Annotated in this window: 11 protein-coding genes; 6 read left to right on the plus strand and 5 right to left on the minus strand. The window is 45.1% G+C overall.

All coding sequences use genetic code 11. From position 1 onward, the window contains the following. Nucleotides 1-510: 510 nt before the first annotated feature. From JGK14_RS18335 to crtO, 3 genes are all read left to right on the plus strand, one after another. Nucleotides 511-3246, plus strand: a complete 2736-nt coding sequence (locus JGK14_RS18335; RefSeq protein WP_325315345.1) for a COR domain-containing protein — start codon at nucleotides 511-513, stop codon at nucleotides 3244-3246. A gap of 192 nt (nucleotides 3247-3438) precedes the next feature. Next, complete coding sequence (locus tag JGK14_RS18340) at nucleotides 3439-4218, plus strand: class I SAM-dependent methyltransferase (protein ID WP_293185998.1); 780 nt, start codon at nucleotides 3439-3441, stop codon at nucleotides 4216-4218. A 370-nt stretch (nucleotides 4219-4588) separates the two neighbouring features. After that, nucleotides 4589-6280, plus strand: coding sequence for a beta-carotene ketolase CrtO (gene crtO, locus JGK14_RS18345; protein ID WP_293197345.1), 1692 nt, complete (start codon nucleotides 4589-4591; stop codon nucleotides 6278-6280). 75 nt (nucleotides 6281-6355) lie between these two features. On the opposite strand, the gene JGK14_RS18350 is transcribed toward crtO, so the two are convergent. Both JGK14_RS18350 and JGK14_RS18355 read right to left on the minus strand, forming a co-directional pair. Further along, nucleotides 6356-7156, minus strand: a complete 801-nt coding sequence (locus JGK14_RS18350; protein WP_325315346.1) for a HEAT repeat domain-containing protein — start codon at nucleotides 7154-7156, stop codon at nucleotides 6356-6358. Nucleotides 7157-7348: 192 nt separating this feature from the next. Beyond that, nucleotides 7349-7573, minus strand: coding sequence for a polymorphic toxin type 34 domain-containing protein (locus tag JGK14_RS18355; RefSeq protein ID WP_293197349.1), 225 nt, complete (start codon nucleotides 7571-7573; stop codon nucleotides 7349-7351). 289 nt (nucleotides 7574-7862) lie between these two features. Here JGK14_RS18355 and JGK14_RS18360 point away from each other — a divergent pair, with 289 nt between their 5' ends. Continuing rightward, a complete protein-coding gene (locus JGK14_RS18360; protein WP_293197351.1) occupies nucleotides 7863-8963 on the plus strand; it encodes a saccharopine dehydrogenase family protein in 1101 nt (366 codons plus the stop codon). Nucleotides 8964-8978: 15 nt separating this feature from the next. Continuing rightward, nucleotides 8979-10343 carry an ISL3 family transposase gene (locus JGK14_RS18365; protein ID WP_325315347.1) on the plus strand — a complete coding sequence of 455 codons (1365 nt, stop codon included), beginning with the start codon at nucleotides 8979-8981 and terminating at the stop codon, nucleotides 10341-10343. Nucleotides 10344-10496: 153 nt separating this feature from the next. On the opposite strand, the gene JGK14_RS18370 is transcribed toward JGK14_RS18365, so the two are convergent. Then, entirely contained in the window at nucleotides 10497-10769 is a 273-nt protein-coding gene (locus JGK14_RS18370; protein ID WP_293186007.1) for a hypothetical protein, read from the minus strand. A 136-nt stretch (nucleotides 10770-10905) separates the two neighbouring features. Further along, the gene (locus JGK14_RS18375; protein WP_293236398.1) at nucleotides 10906-11106 is read right to left on the minus strand and encodes a hypothetical protein; all 201 of its coding nucleotides are present in this window, start codon (nucleotides 11104-11106) and stop codon (nucleotides 10906-10908) included. A 502-nt stretch (nucleotides 11107-11608) separates the two neighbouring features. On the opposite strand from JGK14_RS18375, the gene JGK14_RS18380 reads away from it, so the two are divergent. Continuing rightward, nucleotides 11609-12934, plus strand: coding sequence for a hypothetical protein (locus tag JGK14_RS18380; RefSeq protein WP_325315381.1), 1326 nt, complete (start codon nucleotides 11609-11611; stop codon nucleotides 12932-12934). 347 nt (nucleotides 12935-13281) lie between these two features. Here JGK14_RS18380 and iscB read toward each other — a convergent pair whose 3' ends face one another. After that, nucleotides 13282-14556 carry an RNA-guided endonuclease IscB gene (gene iscB, locus JGK14_RS18385; RefSeq protein WP_325315348.1) on the minus strand — a complete coding sequence of 425 codons (1275 nt, stop codon included), beginning with the start codon at nucleotides 14554-14556 and terminating at the stop codon, nucleotides 13282-13284. Between the last annotated feature and the right edge of the window lie 205 nt (nucleotides 14557-14761).

Genomic DNA, 14761 nt, shown 5'->3' on the forward strand with positions numbered 1-14761 from the left:
GCGGGAACTCAGAAACCGGGTTTCTCGCGAAAATCTCGTGAAGATACGAAAATTCTCGTAGAAACCCGGTTTCTCGGACTCAGCGCGTGGGACTCAGAAACCGGGTTTCTCGCGAAAATCTCGTGAAGAGGCGTAAATTGTCGTAGAAACCCGGTTTCTTGGACTAGGCGCGTCGAGATTCAGAAACCGGGTTTCTTCAGATCATCTCATGAGGAGGCGTAAATTCTCGTAGAAACCCGGTTTCTCGGACTCAGCGCGTGGGACTCAGAAACCGGGTTTCTGCGTAAAATCTCATGAGGAGGCGTAAATTACCGTAGAAACCCGGTTTCTTGGACTAGGCGCGTCGAGATTCAAAAACCTTACTCAAACCTCACGAATCGCCAAAATATTCGTGTTATTTTGTAGTGAGATTAAGGAATATTCAAAATCAAATCATGTCTCAAGATCGCCCTTTCATCTCAAAAGGCGATGATCGAACTTATATACAAAAATCAAAATAAGGAATTGGCAATGTCAGGAACTGAGGGCGATCGGAAAGCATATCAGCGCATTGGAAAAGCGCGGCGAGAGGGAGCAAAAACACTCAATCTTAGCGATCTGGAACTGACGAAACTGCCAGAGGCGATCGCCTCCCTCACTCAGTTGGAAAAGCTTTACCTTCACAACAACCAACTGACAAAACTGCCAGAGGCAATCGCCTCCCTCACCGAATTACAACAGCTTTACCTCCACAACAACCAACTGACGAAACTGCCAGAGGCGATCGCCTCCCTCACCCAGTTGCGTGGGCTTTACCTTTCCAGTAACCAACTGAGGGAACTACCAGAAGCGATGGTCTTCCTCACCGAGTTGCGACTGCTCTACCTCCACAACAACCCTCTCAATTCTGACCTCGCCGCCGCCTATGAACAAGGCACTAAAGCCCTTTTGCAATACCTACGAGCAAAGGCAGAAGCACAAATCACCCTGAACGAAGCCAAGCTGATTTTAATCGGCGAAGGCGAGGTAGGCAAAAGTTGCCTCCTCGGAGCATTACGAGAAGACGAATGGCTAGAAAGTCGTCCCACCACTCACGGCATTGAAATTAAGCCAGTCATTGTCACCCATCCTGAAACCGACACAGAAATATCCCTCAATGGTTGGGATTTTGGCGGTCAACCGGTTTATCGACCCACACACCAGTTGTTTTTCAGTGCACCAGCCGTGTATCTGGTGGTGTGGAAGCCACGAGAAGGCCCCCAGCAGGGCTTTGTCAAAGAGTGGATTACCCTAATCAAGCATCGCGAACCAGATGCCAAAGTCCTAGTAGTCGCCACCCACGGCGGCCCTGGACAGCGACAACCCGACATTGACAGACAGGAAATTCGCGATCGATTCGGCTGCGATACGGTGCTTGGCTTCTTTCATATCGACAGCAAACCTGACACTCAGAACTCCTGCAACGGCGTGGCAGAATTAAAAAGTGCGATCGCTAATGTCGCCGCCTCTCTTCCCGAAATGGGACGTTCGATTCCCGCCAAATGGCAGCGAGTGCGGGAAATCTTGCAGACAAACGACAAAGCCTATCTGCCCTACGATGAAGTTATTGCCATCTGCGCTAAACACGGAATCGATAAAGAACAAGCAGAACTTTTTCTTCGCATTTCCCATACCTTGGGGCATATCATCCATTACCATTACGATCCAATACTGCGAGATATTGTCATCCTCAAACCCGACTGGTTGGCCAAGGCAATTAGCTTCGTACTTGATGATGAAACGACCCGCCGCCGCAACGGTTTAGTAGACTTTGAGCATCTGGGTGAATTATGGAGGAATCCCCCGTTTCCAGGCGAAAACGGCTACCCGAAAGAACTACATCCCATCTTTCTCAAGCTGATGGAACGCTTCGATTTGTCCTACCGCGTGGTACTCGATCCAACTAAACCCAGTAATACCAGTTTGATTGCTCAACTCGTACCCGATACACGCCCGGAATTGCCCAATTGGGGACAGCAACCGGAAGCCGGAGACAGACAACAAGTGCAAATCTGCCGCATTGTGGACGATCGAGGACAACTTGCAGTCGCAGAAGGATTGTTTTACCAGTTAATTGTGCGCTTGCACAAATACTCACTGGGGCGATGCAATTACGAACAAAGTATCCATTGGCAACGCGGTTTGATGCTTGACGACGACTACAACGGTCGGGCATTGCTGGAATATATTAATACGGATGTCAAAATCACCGTGCGGGCGGCTTATCCAGAACGGTTCTTGTCTTATCTCACGGCAGAGATTAAATGGCTAGTCGAGAATTTCTGGGAAGGATTGCGATGTAATGTGATGGTTCCTTGTATTGCGCCTTGTGGTAAAAATCTGCCTGGAAACGCGCTATTTGAAGTAGAGAAACTAATTGAAAGCAAAAAAGATAATCGTCATGATTATCCATGTTCACTCTGTAATAAATGGCAAAACATCGATTCTTTGCTGAATAACGCACCGATTGCTCAACCCCCATCTCAAGAAATCGGCATTCAGCAGTTCCGAAATATGTTCAAAGACGAGCTAAAAATCATCCGCGAAGATTTAGTGATTTTCGATAGTCGAAATCAAGAACGATATCAGTCATTGTCTCAGGAACAGCGGATCATTCTCAGCAAAGTCGATGAGCAATTTGCGTCACTGATGCAAATGCTCACCGATGAAGCCAAAGATGGCCCGCGCCTGTTCAGTTTCAAGCCCGTAGATCCCAAGTTTTTCGATCGCCCAAAATGGATTAGTACAAAATTGCAAATAACCCTCTGGTGCGAACACTCTCGTCAACCGCTTCCCGCCTTAAATCCTCACGACAAGCAGAAAGGAGTTTATGAATTGGAAGTATCGCGCCAATGGTTTACCATAGCAGCCCCCTATCTCAAAATTTTGACCGGAACCCTGAGTCTAGTCTTACCTGTCGCAGCCTCTGCCACCAAGTTCATGCTAGACGAAGCTACCTACAAAGGCATTGAAGAAGAACTCGATTTAGGACAAAAAAGCATCGAATCTACCTTGAAAGGTAGCGATTTAGCTACTAATTTGTCTGGCGAAAATGACATCCCAGATTGGCAACAGGGCGACTCAGCAATCATGGCGAAAGGCTCGATTTTGCGAGAATTACACGCGCTGCTAAAAGCCAAAGATCCTGGTTTTGGTGGCTTAGTTCGGGTACAGAACAGACGGCGCGAATTCCTGTGGGTTCACGAGCAGTTTGTAGATGAGTATTAATATTGTTCGCCGATCGCCCGTTCCGCGCTACGATCGAACTATGATTCGGCGATTAAAATCGCTTCTACAAAAACGAAGTCCGCCTTCGCGGACTAAGAAAATAAACGGCGCTCTAAACCCGGATTTGGTATGATTACTGATGGCTAATAACTAATGACTGATAACTCATAACTCATACATAACTAATAACTAATGACTGATAACTCCAAACCGCCGTTATACGAGATGAATCCGCTAGGTCGATTTTCCGATCGCGCTACGGATTATGTCAAATACCGCCCGAGTTATCCAGCCGCTGCGATCGATGCGATTTTAGCAGGACTTGGGGAACCTTCACGGTTAACCGCAGCCGATATCGGTGCAGGTACAGGAATTTCTTCCCGTTTGCTAGCAGAAAGAGAGGTTCGAGTATTAGCGATCGAACCCAATGCCGAGATGAGACAAGCGGCCGCACCTCATACTTTGGTAGAGTTTAGAGACGGAACTTCCGAAGCCACTAATTTGCCTGACCGATCGCTCGATTTAGTCGCGTGTTTCCAGTCTTTCCATTGGTTCAATCCTGTTTTAACTTTACCAGAATTTCGGCGAATTCTCAAGCCATCGGGAAGGTTGACTGTAGTTTGGAATTTGCGCGATCGCACGGATGCGCTGACAGAGGGCTACACTCAAATTGTTAAGAGCGCTTCCCAGAGCTATCCTGCCCAAAAGCACGATCGCTCGATCGAACCTTTGCTTGCGAGTGCAGATTTTACTGATGTGCGATCGATCGAATTTGCTAACAGACAAGATTTAGATTTAGCAGGGTTAATCGGGCGGGCACAAAGCTCATCTTATATGCCGAACTCCGGGCCTCCATTGCAGAAACTTATCTCGGATTTAACCGAACTTTATCAAGCTTACTGTGGCGATCGTGGCTTTGTTTCATTGGTTTACAAAACAATAGTTTATCTGGGAAATCCTACGGATTGTTAATTTTTTATATAATACCGATAAATGAAAATTTCTGTGATATGATGCTGGGCAAATTGGCGTGGCGATCGCTCGTTCAGTTGACAGTTGACAGTTGACAGTTGACAGCTACCTCTACCTGGAAGGAAGAGGATTGGAGTAATGAATAGTCTGATTTTAATTTATCCCGATCGGGGTTGCGGCTTTAAACCAATTCTTTCTGGTAAATTCAAGAAGAAATAAAGGCGATCGCACAGCAGCACTAGGTAAGAACTCCATCTTTTGTAAGATGCTCAAACTAATCTCTTAAGATGAATCTATTTCTATTGATAGAGCCCGCAAAGTTGTTAACATTTGTAAAATGAGAAAAACATCCTATCCCAAAGCTTCATCTATGCAAACGTATGACGTGATTATCATAGGAGCAGGTCACAACGGGCTTGTCTGTGCGTCTTATCTCCTCAAAGCCGGATATACCGTTCTTTTGTTAGAAAAACGTTCCGTTCCCGGTGGCGCCGCGACTACCGAAGCTGCGATTCCCGAATTACCAGATTTTAAATTCAACTTGTGCGCGATCGACCACGAATTTATCCATTTAGGGCCAGTTGTAGAAGAGTTAGAACTGGAAAAATACGGATTAGAATATCTTTACTGCGATCCAGTGGCGTTTTGTCCGCATCCAGACGGCAAATATTTCTTGGCGCACGGTTCCGTAGAAAAAACTTGTGCAGAAATTGCCCGCTACAACGAACGCGATGCGAAAAAATATGCCGAATATACAGATTTTTGGCAGCGCGCTTTAAGCGCGATGATTCCGATGTTTAACGCGCCGCCAAAGTCTATAATAGATATTGCCGGTAACTACGATATTGCCAAACTCAAAGACTTATTTTCAGTCATTGGTTCTCCAGACAAAACGCTGGACTTTATTCGCACGATGATTACCAGCGCTGAGGACATTCTCAACGAGTGGTTTGATGAGGAATTTTTGAAAGCACCTTTGGCAAGACTGGCCGCAGAGTTGGGCGCGCCTCCTTCACAAAAAACCATTGCTGTAGGCGCAATTATGATGGCAATGCGCCACAATCCTGGGATGGCGAGGCCGCGCGGAGGAACGGGTGCATTGGTGCAAGCGCTGGTCAATTTAGTGAAAAGCTATGCGGGTGTTATACTTACTGACCAGCACGTCGAGAAAATATTAGTTGATAATGGCCGCGCTGTCGGTGTTAGAGTTGCAGGCGGCACAGAATATCGAGCTACTAAAGGCGTCATTTCTAATATTGATGCGAAGCGTTTGTTTCTGCACTTGATGGATGATAGCGATGTTGACAGTGCCGATCCGAATTTGCGGGAAAGATTGGAGCGCAAAATTGTCAATAACAATGAGACAATTCTGAAAATAGATTTAGCTCTCAATGAAGTACCGAAGTTCGATCGCTGGAACCATAAAGACGAATATTTAATGGGTTCTGTTTTGATTGCTGATTCGGTGAAACACGTGGAAATTGCTCATACTCAGCCTGCGATCGGCAAAATCCCCGATTCCGATCCGTCGATGTATGTCGTGTTTCCGACGGTACGAGACCCGTCAATGGCTCCCCCCGGACACCATACGGCTTGGATTGAATTTTTTGCTCCTTACCAAATCGAAAATGCTGAAGGAACCGGCCAGCACGGTACGGGTTGGACGGACGAGCTGAAAAACAAAGTTGCCGATCGCTGCATTGACAAATTAGCAGAATACGCACCCAATATCAAGAACTCAATTATCGGCCGCCGCGTGGAAAGTCCGGCGGAATTGGGAGAGCGTTTGGGGGCGCTGAAGGGGAATTATTACCACGTTGACATGACGCTGGATCAGATGATATTTTTCCGTCCGTTACCCGAGTTGGCGAATTACAAAACGCCGATCGACGGTTTGTTCCTCACCGGTGCGGGTACGCACCCAGGCGGCTCGATTTCGGGGATGCCGGGACGCAATACTGCTCGCGTGTTCATGCACTCGCAGCAGCCGATCGCGCAAACCTTGAGCGATGCGGCTAATTCTCTGAAATCGACGGCTAAGTCGGTGTTTCGGATTAATTAGAAGTAAGATTTTTAACCGCAGATGAACGCAGATAAACGCAGATGAATTACATCTGCGTTTATTTGTATTAATTTATCAGTGTGCGAGTGCGAGAATTTTTTCGGGTTGATTCCCTGTGAGGGGAAAACGATTTGCGATCGCACTTAACACCCTTTCTAAATCGGGAGCATCTTTCGCCAATGTTGGCTGCTCCTCCCGTTCGGTCAAATCTGTTAAAATATTCAGGATGAGCATTGCTAAATGTTCATCAGCATTATCCAACAAACTCAATAGCTTCTCGATATCTTCTTTCGCGCCCAACCAGTACCTCGCTCCCAGCAATTCAGCTTTTACTGATAAAGGAAGCTCTAATTTTAGATACTCTTCCAGTTTTGGCAATAGCTGCGGCGTACCTAAAAGCCCGATCGAATTAGCAGCATACCCTCTAACTGCTTTATCTTCATCAACATCAAGCAGTGAAAGCTCCAGAGTTTCTATAGCTAATGATTCATCTAAATATCCAAGAGTTTCTGCTGCTGATGCGCGAACCAGTGCTGAAGGATCGTGTCTGAGAATATATTCTATCGGTTCAACCGCAGGACTATAACCAAGTTCTCCCAATGCCTCCACTGTTTCAGACCTAACCAGTTCTTCAGGATCGTTTAGCAAAGGCATTAATGCAAAACCAACTGTCTCTACTTGCTCTGAACCCAGATAACCTAATGCCTCGGCTGCATGGGCTCTAATGGATTCATCGGCGGATTTTAGCAATCTTAATATCTTCGGTACAGCCTCATAAACTTCTGCATCTACAAGCTGTATCAATGCTTCTGTTTGCAGGGCATAATCATCAGAACCGCAATAATCTAGCAGTGTTTCAGTTGTCAGCTTATCCATAATTTTTGCACCTCCCTAAATTTTAGTCCTTTCAGCCTAGGTTATTTTCACACTTAGTCAGTTAGATTAAATGGCATTACGCAAGTATCAAAATGACTAAGTGTGAGTAATTCGACCTCCCCCAAAACTCTCTTAATTTCGTGGTACTACACTAATTGCAGACTAATTTTGGGAGATATTTCTTTGAGCAGCTTACCTTTTGGTCTTCTTCTTTTTGCCGCTGGATCGGCTATGTCTGTCACCAAAGAATTTCTGGGTGCTTTTAATTTTTTCCATTTTTTCTTTATCTTTATCGCGTTTAGCTTGCTGTTTCAATATTTCGAGTGCTTCAGGCATATCTGATGCTCTTTTTTCGGCGATTAGTTGTTTAGCTTGTTCTACAATACCCGTATCAGCTACATTACCTTCAGATGTCATAGTGTTTTATTTTAGGTTTATTATAAGGAATTATCAAAAATATTACGGACTGTTCATATATGATTACATTTTAACTCAGATATCAAACCTTGTCAATAAAGGATTTTCTACTTTGGTGGAGGTTTATTTAACTTGTCTGTAATTAGTTTGATTTATTGGTTTTCACCGCCCTTCTGGGGTTATGGATATTGGTGCGAGATATCAGTTATCATAAAGTCATACTTTATGTGGATGAAAAGACCTGCCAAAAGTTGACATAGTGAAAGATGGCGTTACCCTTTTTTGAGCGATGGCAAACCGAGTTTTGATTGTCGGCGGGCGCGGACGAATTGGCAGCAGCGTTGCCCAAGATATTCTCACCTATACCGACGCAGAAATTACTGTTACCGGACGCGATCCCAATGGCTCTCTTCCAGCAGAGTTGCCGTCGGATCGATCGCGCTATTTAGCTTTAGATTTAGCAGACAGTGCTGCTCTGCGCCAAGCGGTTTCATCCTCTAACCTCGTCGTGCACTGTGCCGGGCCTTTTCACTACCGAGATGCGGGCGTGCTGAAAACTTGCATCGAAGCAGGTGTTAATTATACCGATGTCAGCGACAGTCGCAGTTTTACTCGGAGAGCTTTAGACTGCCGGGAACTTGCTAAAAATGCCGGGGTGACAGCGATTATCAATACGGGCATTTTTCCGGGGGTTTCTAACAGCATGGTGCGCCGAGATGTGGAGCAGTTAGATACCGCAGAACACATTCATTTGAGTTATGTTGTCGGCGGTTCTGGGGGTGCTGGCGTTACCGTCATGCGTACTACTTTTTTGGGTTTGCAAACTCCTTTTGATGTTTTGGTTGATGGCAAACTACAGCAAATCAAACCCTACACCGATCGCGAAACGATAGAATTTCCAGCACCCTACGGCAAAACAGGCGTTTACTGGTTCGATATGCCGGAAGCAATTACTTTGCCCGAAACTTTCCCAGTCAAAACAGTTATTACTAAATTTGGCACTTCTCCCGACCTTTACAATCACCTTACCTGGTTTGTTGCTAAATACTGGCCGGATAGCTGGCTGAAAAATAATTCAGTCATTGAGTTTTTGTCTTATGTCAGCTACGGGATGACTGCTGTTACCAATAATTTTAGCGGTGTGGGCGTGGCTGTGCGATCGCAAGTGAGCGGCATCAAAAACGGTCAACCCGCAAAAGTGCGATCGACAGCGGTACACCCGAATGCTGCCACAGCAACGGGCATCGGTACTGGCAGCATTGCTCAATTGATGTTAGAGGGCAAACTGACAAAACCGGGGGTTTGGTCGGTAGAACAGGCTCTTTCTACTGAGCTGTTTGAAGGAGCTATGCAGAACCGAAACCTCAACATAGAGCAGGTTTTCTTGTAGTTCGATCGGGTATTTATGCAAGTTTTGATGTTTGGTCAAGGGGCTTTTTTTGATGAACCTAAGAAGGACAGGCGAGACGCCTGTTCCACCTATAGCAATCAGATCGGATTGGCACAAGATAAAAACCTTTTTGTCTTGCGAGACTCCTTGTTGAACAAGGATTTCAGGATTTCTGGCTCTCCTGACTTTATGGTGTATAATGTAACAAACAATACATTTACTGTCATGGACTTTTATTTAGACTATCTATTAGACTTGCCTGGAGTCAAGATTGAAAGTTGTACTCAAATTGAGGGAAAAATTTTCTTAGGACTGAGAATTGTAGGAGAAGGTATGGTTTGTCATCACTGTCAAAATTATACCGAACAATTGCATCAGAATCGACCAATCTTAGTAAGAGATTTGCCAGTCTTTGGTCGTCCTGTTTATTTAAAAATCCCACGACGGCAGTTTTACTGTCCTAATTGCCAACGATATCCCACAGAACAAATACATTTTCTGGACAAAAAAAGAAGGCATACTCAACGATATGAGCAAAACATTTATGAGCGCGTTAAACAATCGAATATAGAACAGATTGGGCGAGAAGAGCAACTAAGTTATGACGAAATAAAAGGAATATTCGATCAAGTAATTAAGCAAAAAAAAACAACAACTTGGAAGCCAGCTAAGCGAATCTCTTTGGATGAAATAAGTATGCGGAAAGGTCAAGGAAAGTTTGTGACTGTTGTTAGTGATATTTCTGAAGGTGATTTGATTGAAATGATTGACTCTCACCGCCAGCAAGAAATCATTGAAGTCCTTATGGAGCAACCAGTTGAGGTTCGTGAGCAAGTTGAAGAAGTGAGTGTTGATATGTGGGGAGGATTCCCTAAAGTTATCAAAGAAGTATTTCCAAATGCTCAAATTGTCATTGACCGTTTTCATGTCATGAAAGTGGTAAATCGAGATTTAAATAAATTACGTAGAGCAGCAGGCATTACAGATAGATGTAGTAAATATTTATTATTAAGTAATGGGGAAGCTCTTAATCCTCTTCAGCTTGATAAATTAGAATTGATCTTAAAAAAATCAGAATGTTTGAGGATTGCATATCAGATGAAGGAAGATTTTAGGGAAATATATGAAACTAATTTAACTGTCAAAAAAGGGCAGGAAAAATTAAAAAAATGGCTAAATCATGCACGATTATTTTTTAGAGAATCTGCATCAACAATTGAGAATCATTTTGAAGGTATCTGCAACTACTTTGTTCATCGCACAACCAGTGGAGTGATGGAAGGAATTAATAATAAAATTAAGTTAATTATGCGACAAGGGTATGGCTTTTCTAATTTTGATAATTTTAGAAATCGCGTATTAGCTTGTTTCTTGCATTAGATAAAATTATCACCATAAGTTCTGGAGAGCCGGATTTCTAGGACTAGCAAATCAATTAGGATTGCTATAGAAAGACCCAGAAGAGAAGAGTAAGGGTTTGAAATTGATAGGAAAACCGCTAGATGGGTTTTTTGTAGGAATGGGGATCGCCCCTCAGACAACCTCATAAAAGATGAGTTCCGCTTGTTTAACTAATCTATCTTTTGGTAGAAGTAATGGTAACAAGCAGGAGCTTAGTATGTTGCACATCACGATAAATATCCCTGTTCGCTCGATCGCTCTTTGGTAGCTGCGACAAAGATGGCGCTTCAACCAAGGTTCTTGACGCGCGATCGCCCGATCGGGAAAACAAACACGACAATTTTTGCGACAAAATACGAGGAGACGTTGATATGAAGCGGGTTTTAAAAGCTCTTGGACAAACATTGAGTCAATCGATTTTAGATTTTAGATTTTAGATTTTAGAGGCGACCCCACGGATAAATTCGGGGGAAGAGAGGATTTTCGATTTTCGATTTGGGATTGATAAATCACGTGGCGGGTACTATCAAGAAATTCTTGGTCAAAGCATTTTGCTGGTATTTTTCAGTCTAGGATGCACATAAACTCGATCGTGCGGGAGTTTTGTACCAGCGCTGCTGAATGCAGCGAAGTGTTTGGGTAAGGAACGCACGTGCGGACTTAAGTCCGCAGCCGGATTGCGGACTGAAGTCCGCACTACGAACTGTTTTTTTATGGTAATCGAGCGGACATCATATGACACTATTTTCAAGGCGAGTTTAGCAAAGTTATTGGGGATTTTTAGACCCTCTCTACATCGGGAGGGGTATTTTTCGGCTGCGTTGAAATCGCTTTTTTCAGAAAGCAAGATTTGTGCGCGGTTGGTTGTCCGGCTGGGGGTGCAGCGGCTTGTGCAAGAAAATATATCTGTAGGGGCGAAGCATGACCGCAGTGAATATGAGATATAACTAATAACTTATATGCGGTCATGCTTCGCCCTCTTCAAACAAAAGTGAGATGCACCCTCCGGCTGGGGGTGCAAAAAAACTTATTAACAACGGAGTTTGAGATGGACATTATTTTTTGAATATTAGGCTTAAAATTAAACTAATTCAGGACTCAGGCATCGATCGCATATTTCGGTCATTCTTCGCAATCTGCGCCATTCTATCCCAGCCGGAGCGTAAAGCGTCGGTTGCTTCAAGTCCGATAATTGTTAAGAATCTAAATCCTTTCATTCAAAATCGGTATAACTTGTGGATGCAATGTTGGAAAGAGCTTGGACACTCAAGCAAAATTTAATTGACTTTGTGCTGGATGCTGAGGGAGAGTTGGCGGTAGCTTTAGAAGCTTTTGCCGCAATTCGCTCGACGGGCGAGCGCTACGATATTGCTCAACAAAATCAGGTAATTGACAGTTTTACAGTCGAAGGTAAAGTCGGAAACAAAACGCCGATCGACCTTTTTGTCGAAAGTCAGCCCGATTTAACCGAGGGCGAGATCAGTTTGCTAAAAAGTTGGGGTCAAAAAAGCTTCACCGGCTTGTTTGAAATTACTCAAATTTCCCCTGACAGCTTCGAGGTGACAAACTGGCTGACGGCGAAGCACTACAATGTCAAGCCCAACAGCGCTAATTTCCTCCCAGAAATGTCTCGCTTTAAGTTAGGAGAAATCTTGCGGGCTCGGATTGCGCCTCTCACCGATGAGGCGTGGATACTCTCAGGGCCTCCGATTCCCATGGGGAAATTGGGCAAGCCGAAGTTGGCGGTGGCGATCGGCAGTTTCAAGCAAAATTACAAAAATAACCTGTACAGCGACGCCCCAGAACTGTTAGAGCAAGCTTGGAAGTCGGTAGAACAGTATCACGACGATTTTACCGAATTTTTTGGCGGCGACGAAGTGACGCTATCGGGATATCACCTCAACAAACAGTTGGCCCAATTTCAGGAGGTAATGACTAAAAAACGCTTAGCTGATATCGGCATCGATGGAAGTAAATCTCTCGCGGATATCGTTGAAGATGCCGGAATCGATCCCGAAGAAATCAAAGCAGTCGCGATCGCAGCAGCAGGCGCCGATACTAAAGCAGTTGAGGTGGCGATCGACAGCAATGCGAGTTCAAAAATGGTAACGCCGAAAGTCGAATTGCCCGATCGCTTCAAAAAAGCCGAAAAGGTGACAGCGCTTTCTCATTCCCGCTGGGGACAAACCTTTTTGTCTAACTACAGCCAGTTTACCGAAATGCTCGCAGCCGAGGACTTTTCCACCATTCCCGGTTACGAGAAAATGGTTCGCAGCTATCTAGAAGATCCGGCAATTAATGCCTGGATTTGGCGGCGGTTAGCTAAAGTTAACCCAGCGAAATTATCACAAATCTTGCAAACAGTATTGCAGCGCACAGACTTTCAGATCGAGATCGATTTAGATTCCCTGTTACAAGAATTCAAAAAACCCTTAGAACCCGAACTCCCGGAAATTGCCAGCGTTCCCCTGCACCTGCACAACTTATTTCAGGAAGCTTTAGGCGAAGTTCACAAGTCAAAGTCCAAGCCGCAGGACAAAAAGAAAAGCTCTAAGGGCTTTAAATCGTGATTGTGCGATCGCGATGGGGACGAACTCACCGCATTTGATATGAGAGTCGGTTTTAACCGACTTTAGCTTTGAGGCAGGGGTTTAAACCCCTGCCGGACTCCGGCACAAGTCAAAAGCTCGATCGAGCTTTTATTCCTAATCGGGCTGCGCCGACTCACCAAGCAGTCTCACAATAGAAAATTCAAAACTATTAATTAAGTTTGTAGTGAGGACTTTAGTCCTTCTTCACTCCAACCGGAAGGACTGAAGTCCTGACTACAAACCTGTTCTTTTCACCGAAAGACGAGCGGGAAGCCCCTGACTTCAGGCATGGGGAGGAACGCGGCTGTGGCTTCAGCCACCTTAAACTATCCATAGGAGTAACCATCCTTTTTGTGAATCGGTTGACAATATTTGTGGCTAATGCCCGACACTCTTGCGGCCGTTGTTACGATGTCAAATGAACCGGATGCACGGCAGAGAACACGACCTCTATAAGAGCCGATTTTCTGGCCTGCGGTAACAGTCGCTTTGACGATATCGCCGGTCTGAAAACCTTTGTGAATTTGCGTCCGACAGCGGTGACGAGTTGGAAACCCATACTTATCGGTTCCGCACATTTGCCTGGTTCCATGCCCTTTCGCAACAATCAGTAACGGCTTCGAGGTCAAGACTTCGAGTCCATCGATTCGACCCACACACGCCGCATCTAGCCAATGGGATTTCGACAATTCTAATCGGGTACGATTGAACTTAGTTTGTCCGCCCGTTCCGGTGGTGACAGGTAATCCCGTTTCTTTCAGATAGTTGAACAAAACCCATCGGGTTGAATTCACCGCTGTCGCATCTTTTAGTGGTGATTTTGCCTGCTTCAAAATCCGATTTAGCAGGTCAGGCTGGCTCGATAGAAAGTCCCGAATATCCTGATTTCCCTTGCCTTGATTGCAGCCGTGACAAGCAATCGTGAGGTTGGAAACTCGATCGGAACCCCCCTTTGATTTTGCTTGAATATGCTCAACTTCCAACGGGACGTTTTCGACTGAGCAGTAAGCACAACGACGATTCCACTTTTCGAGCAAATATTCTCTGACTTCGTAGCCTTTTAGTTCTCCCTGTTGATACTGAACGCCTGAGATTTCAGAGTTTTGCATCAGTTGCAAATCGAATCGAACTAGCTCTTGAGCCAGACAAGTGATGGGTGCAAGTCGGATGAATTTTTGCACCCAAGTCATCGTTGTTAAAACGCGATGCTGCAAGCTGGGAGCTAACCAACCATCAGGGCGAGTCCGGTTGAGAAAACGTGCTTGCCGATAGCGAGTTTTGCGATTCCGTCTCCCACGCCGCAGTTGACGACGAGAGAGCAAAGCATTCTGAATTTGCTGCCCTCGGTGCTGCAATTGGGCTCCAAAAATGATTTTGTTGCCTTGCTTAATCGCGATTCCCGTAACCTTGGAGCCAGGATCTAACTTGAGTTCCAAATCTTGCACAGTGGCTTCAGGACGAGCTTCTTTTAAGATGATGCTGAAAGGGAAACGACGCAAAACAGCAGCTTCTCCTGAATTGAGAAGATGACGCGCTGTTCCCGGATGCACTAGGTCAAGGGGTCGCTTGTTCGTGTCGAGAACAAATACAAAATTGGACATTTGAAAGTCTCCATTACTGGGTAATGTTTGCTTCGCCAATGTTTTCTAGGCTTGTGGTGCTGGTTGCACTTCCTTAACCCATTACAGATGTTTAACAACCAGCGATAGAGCTACAAACTAGCAACGCATTTGTAGGTATCGTGACCATAGAAAACGTAGACGTTTGTTGCGTCTGAGGCTGGTCATGTTGTGGCTTGCATCCCGC

Origin of the sequence: Microcoleus sp. PH2017_28_MFU_U_A, assembly GCF_020738035.1 — a bacterium.
Lineage (GTDB): Bacteria > Cyanobacteriota > Cyanobacteriia > Cyanobacteriales > Microcoleaceae > Microcoleus.

Coding starts and splice junctions, on each gene's coding strand:
- crtO (WP_293197345.1), top strand. CDS start 4,589: ATGCAAACGTATGACGTGATTATCATAGGAGCAGGTCACAACGGGCTT.
- JGK14_RS18370 (WP_293186007.1), bottom strand. CDS start 10,769: ATGTTTGTCCAAGAGCTTTTAAAACCCGCTTCATATCAACGTCTCCTC.
- JGK14_RS18350 (WP_325315346.1), bottom strand. CDS start 7,156: ATGGATAAGCTGACAACTGAAACACTGCTAGATTATTGCGGTTCTGAT.
- JGK14_RS18335 (WP_325315345.1), top strand. CDS start 511: ATGTCAGGAACTGAGGGCGATCGGAAAGCATATCAGCGCATTGGAAAA.
- JGK14_RS18360 (WP_293197351.1), top strand. CDS start 7,863: ATGGCAAACCGAGTTTTGATTGTCGGCGGGCGCGGACGAATTGGCAGC.
- JGK14_RS18355 (WP_293197349.1), bottom strand. CDS start 7,573: ATGACATCTGAAGGTAATGTAGCTGATACGGGTATTGTAGAACAAGCT.
- iscB (WP_325315348.1), bottom strand. CDS start 14,556: ATGTCCAATTTTGTATTTGTTCTCGACACGAACAAGCGACCCCTTGAC.
- JGK14_RS18365 (WP_325315347.1), top strand. CDS start 8,979: ATGCAAGTTTTGATGTTTGGTCAAGGGGCTTTTTTTGATGAACCTAAG.
- JGK14_RS18380 (WP_325315381.1), top strand. CDS start 11,609: ATGTTGGAAAGAGCTTGGACACTCAAGCAAAATTTAATTGACTTTGTG.
- JGK14_RS18340 (WP_293185998.1), top strand. CDS start 3,439: ATGACTGATAACTCCAAACCGCCGTTATACGAGATGAATCCGCTAGGT.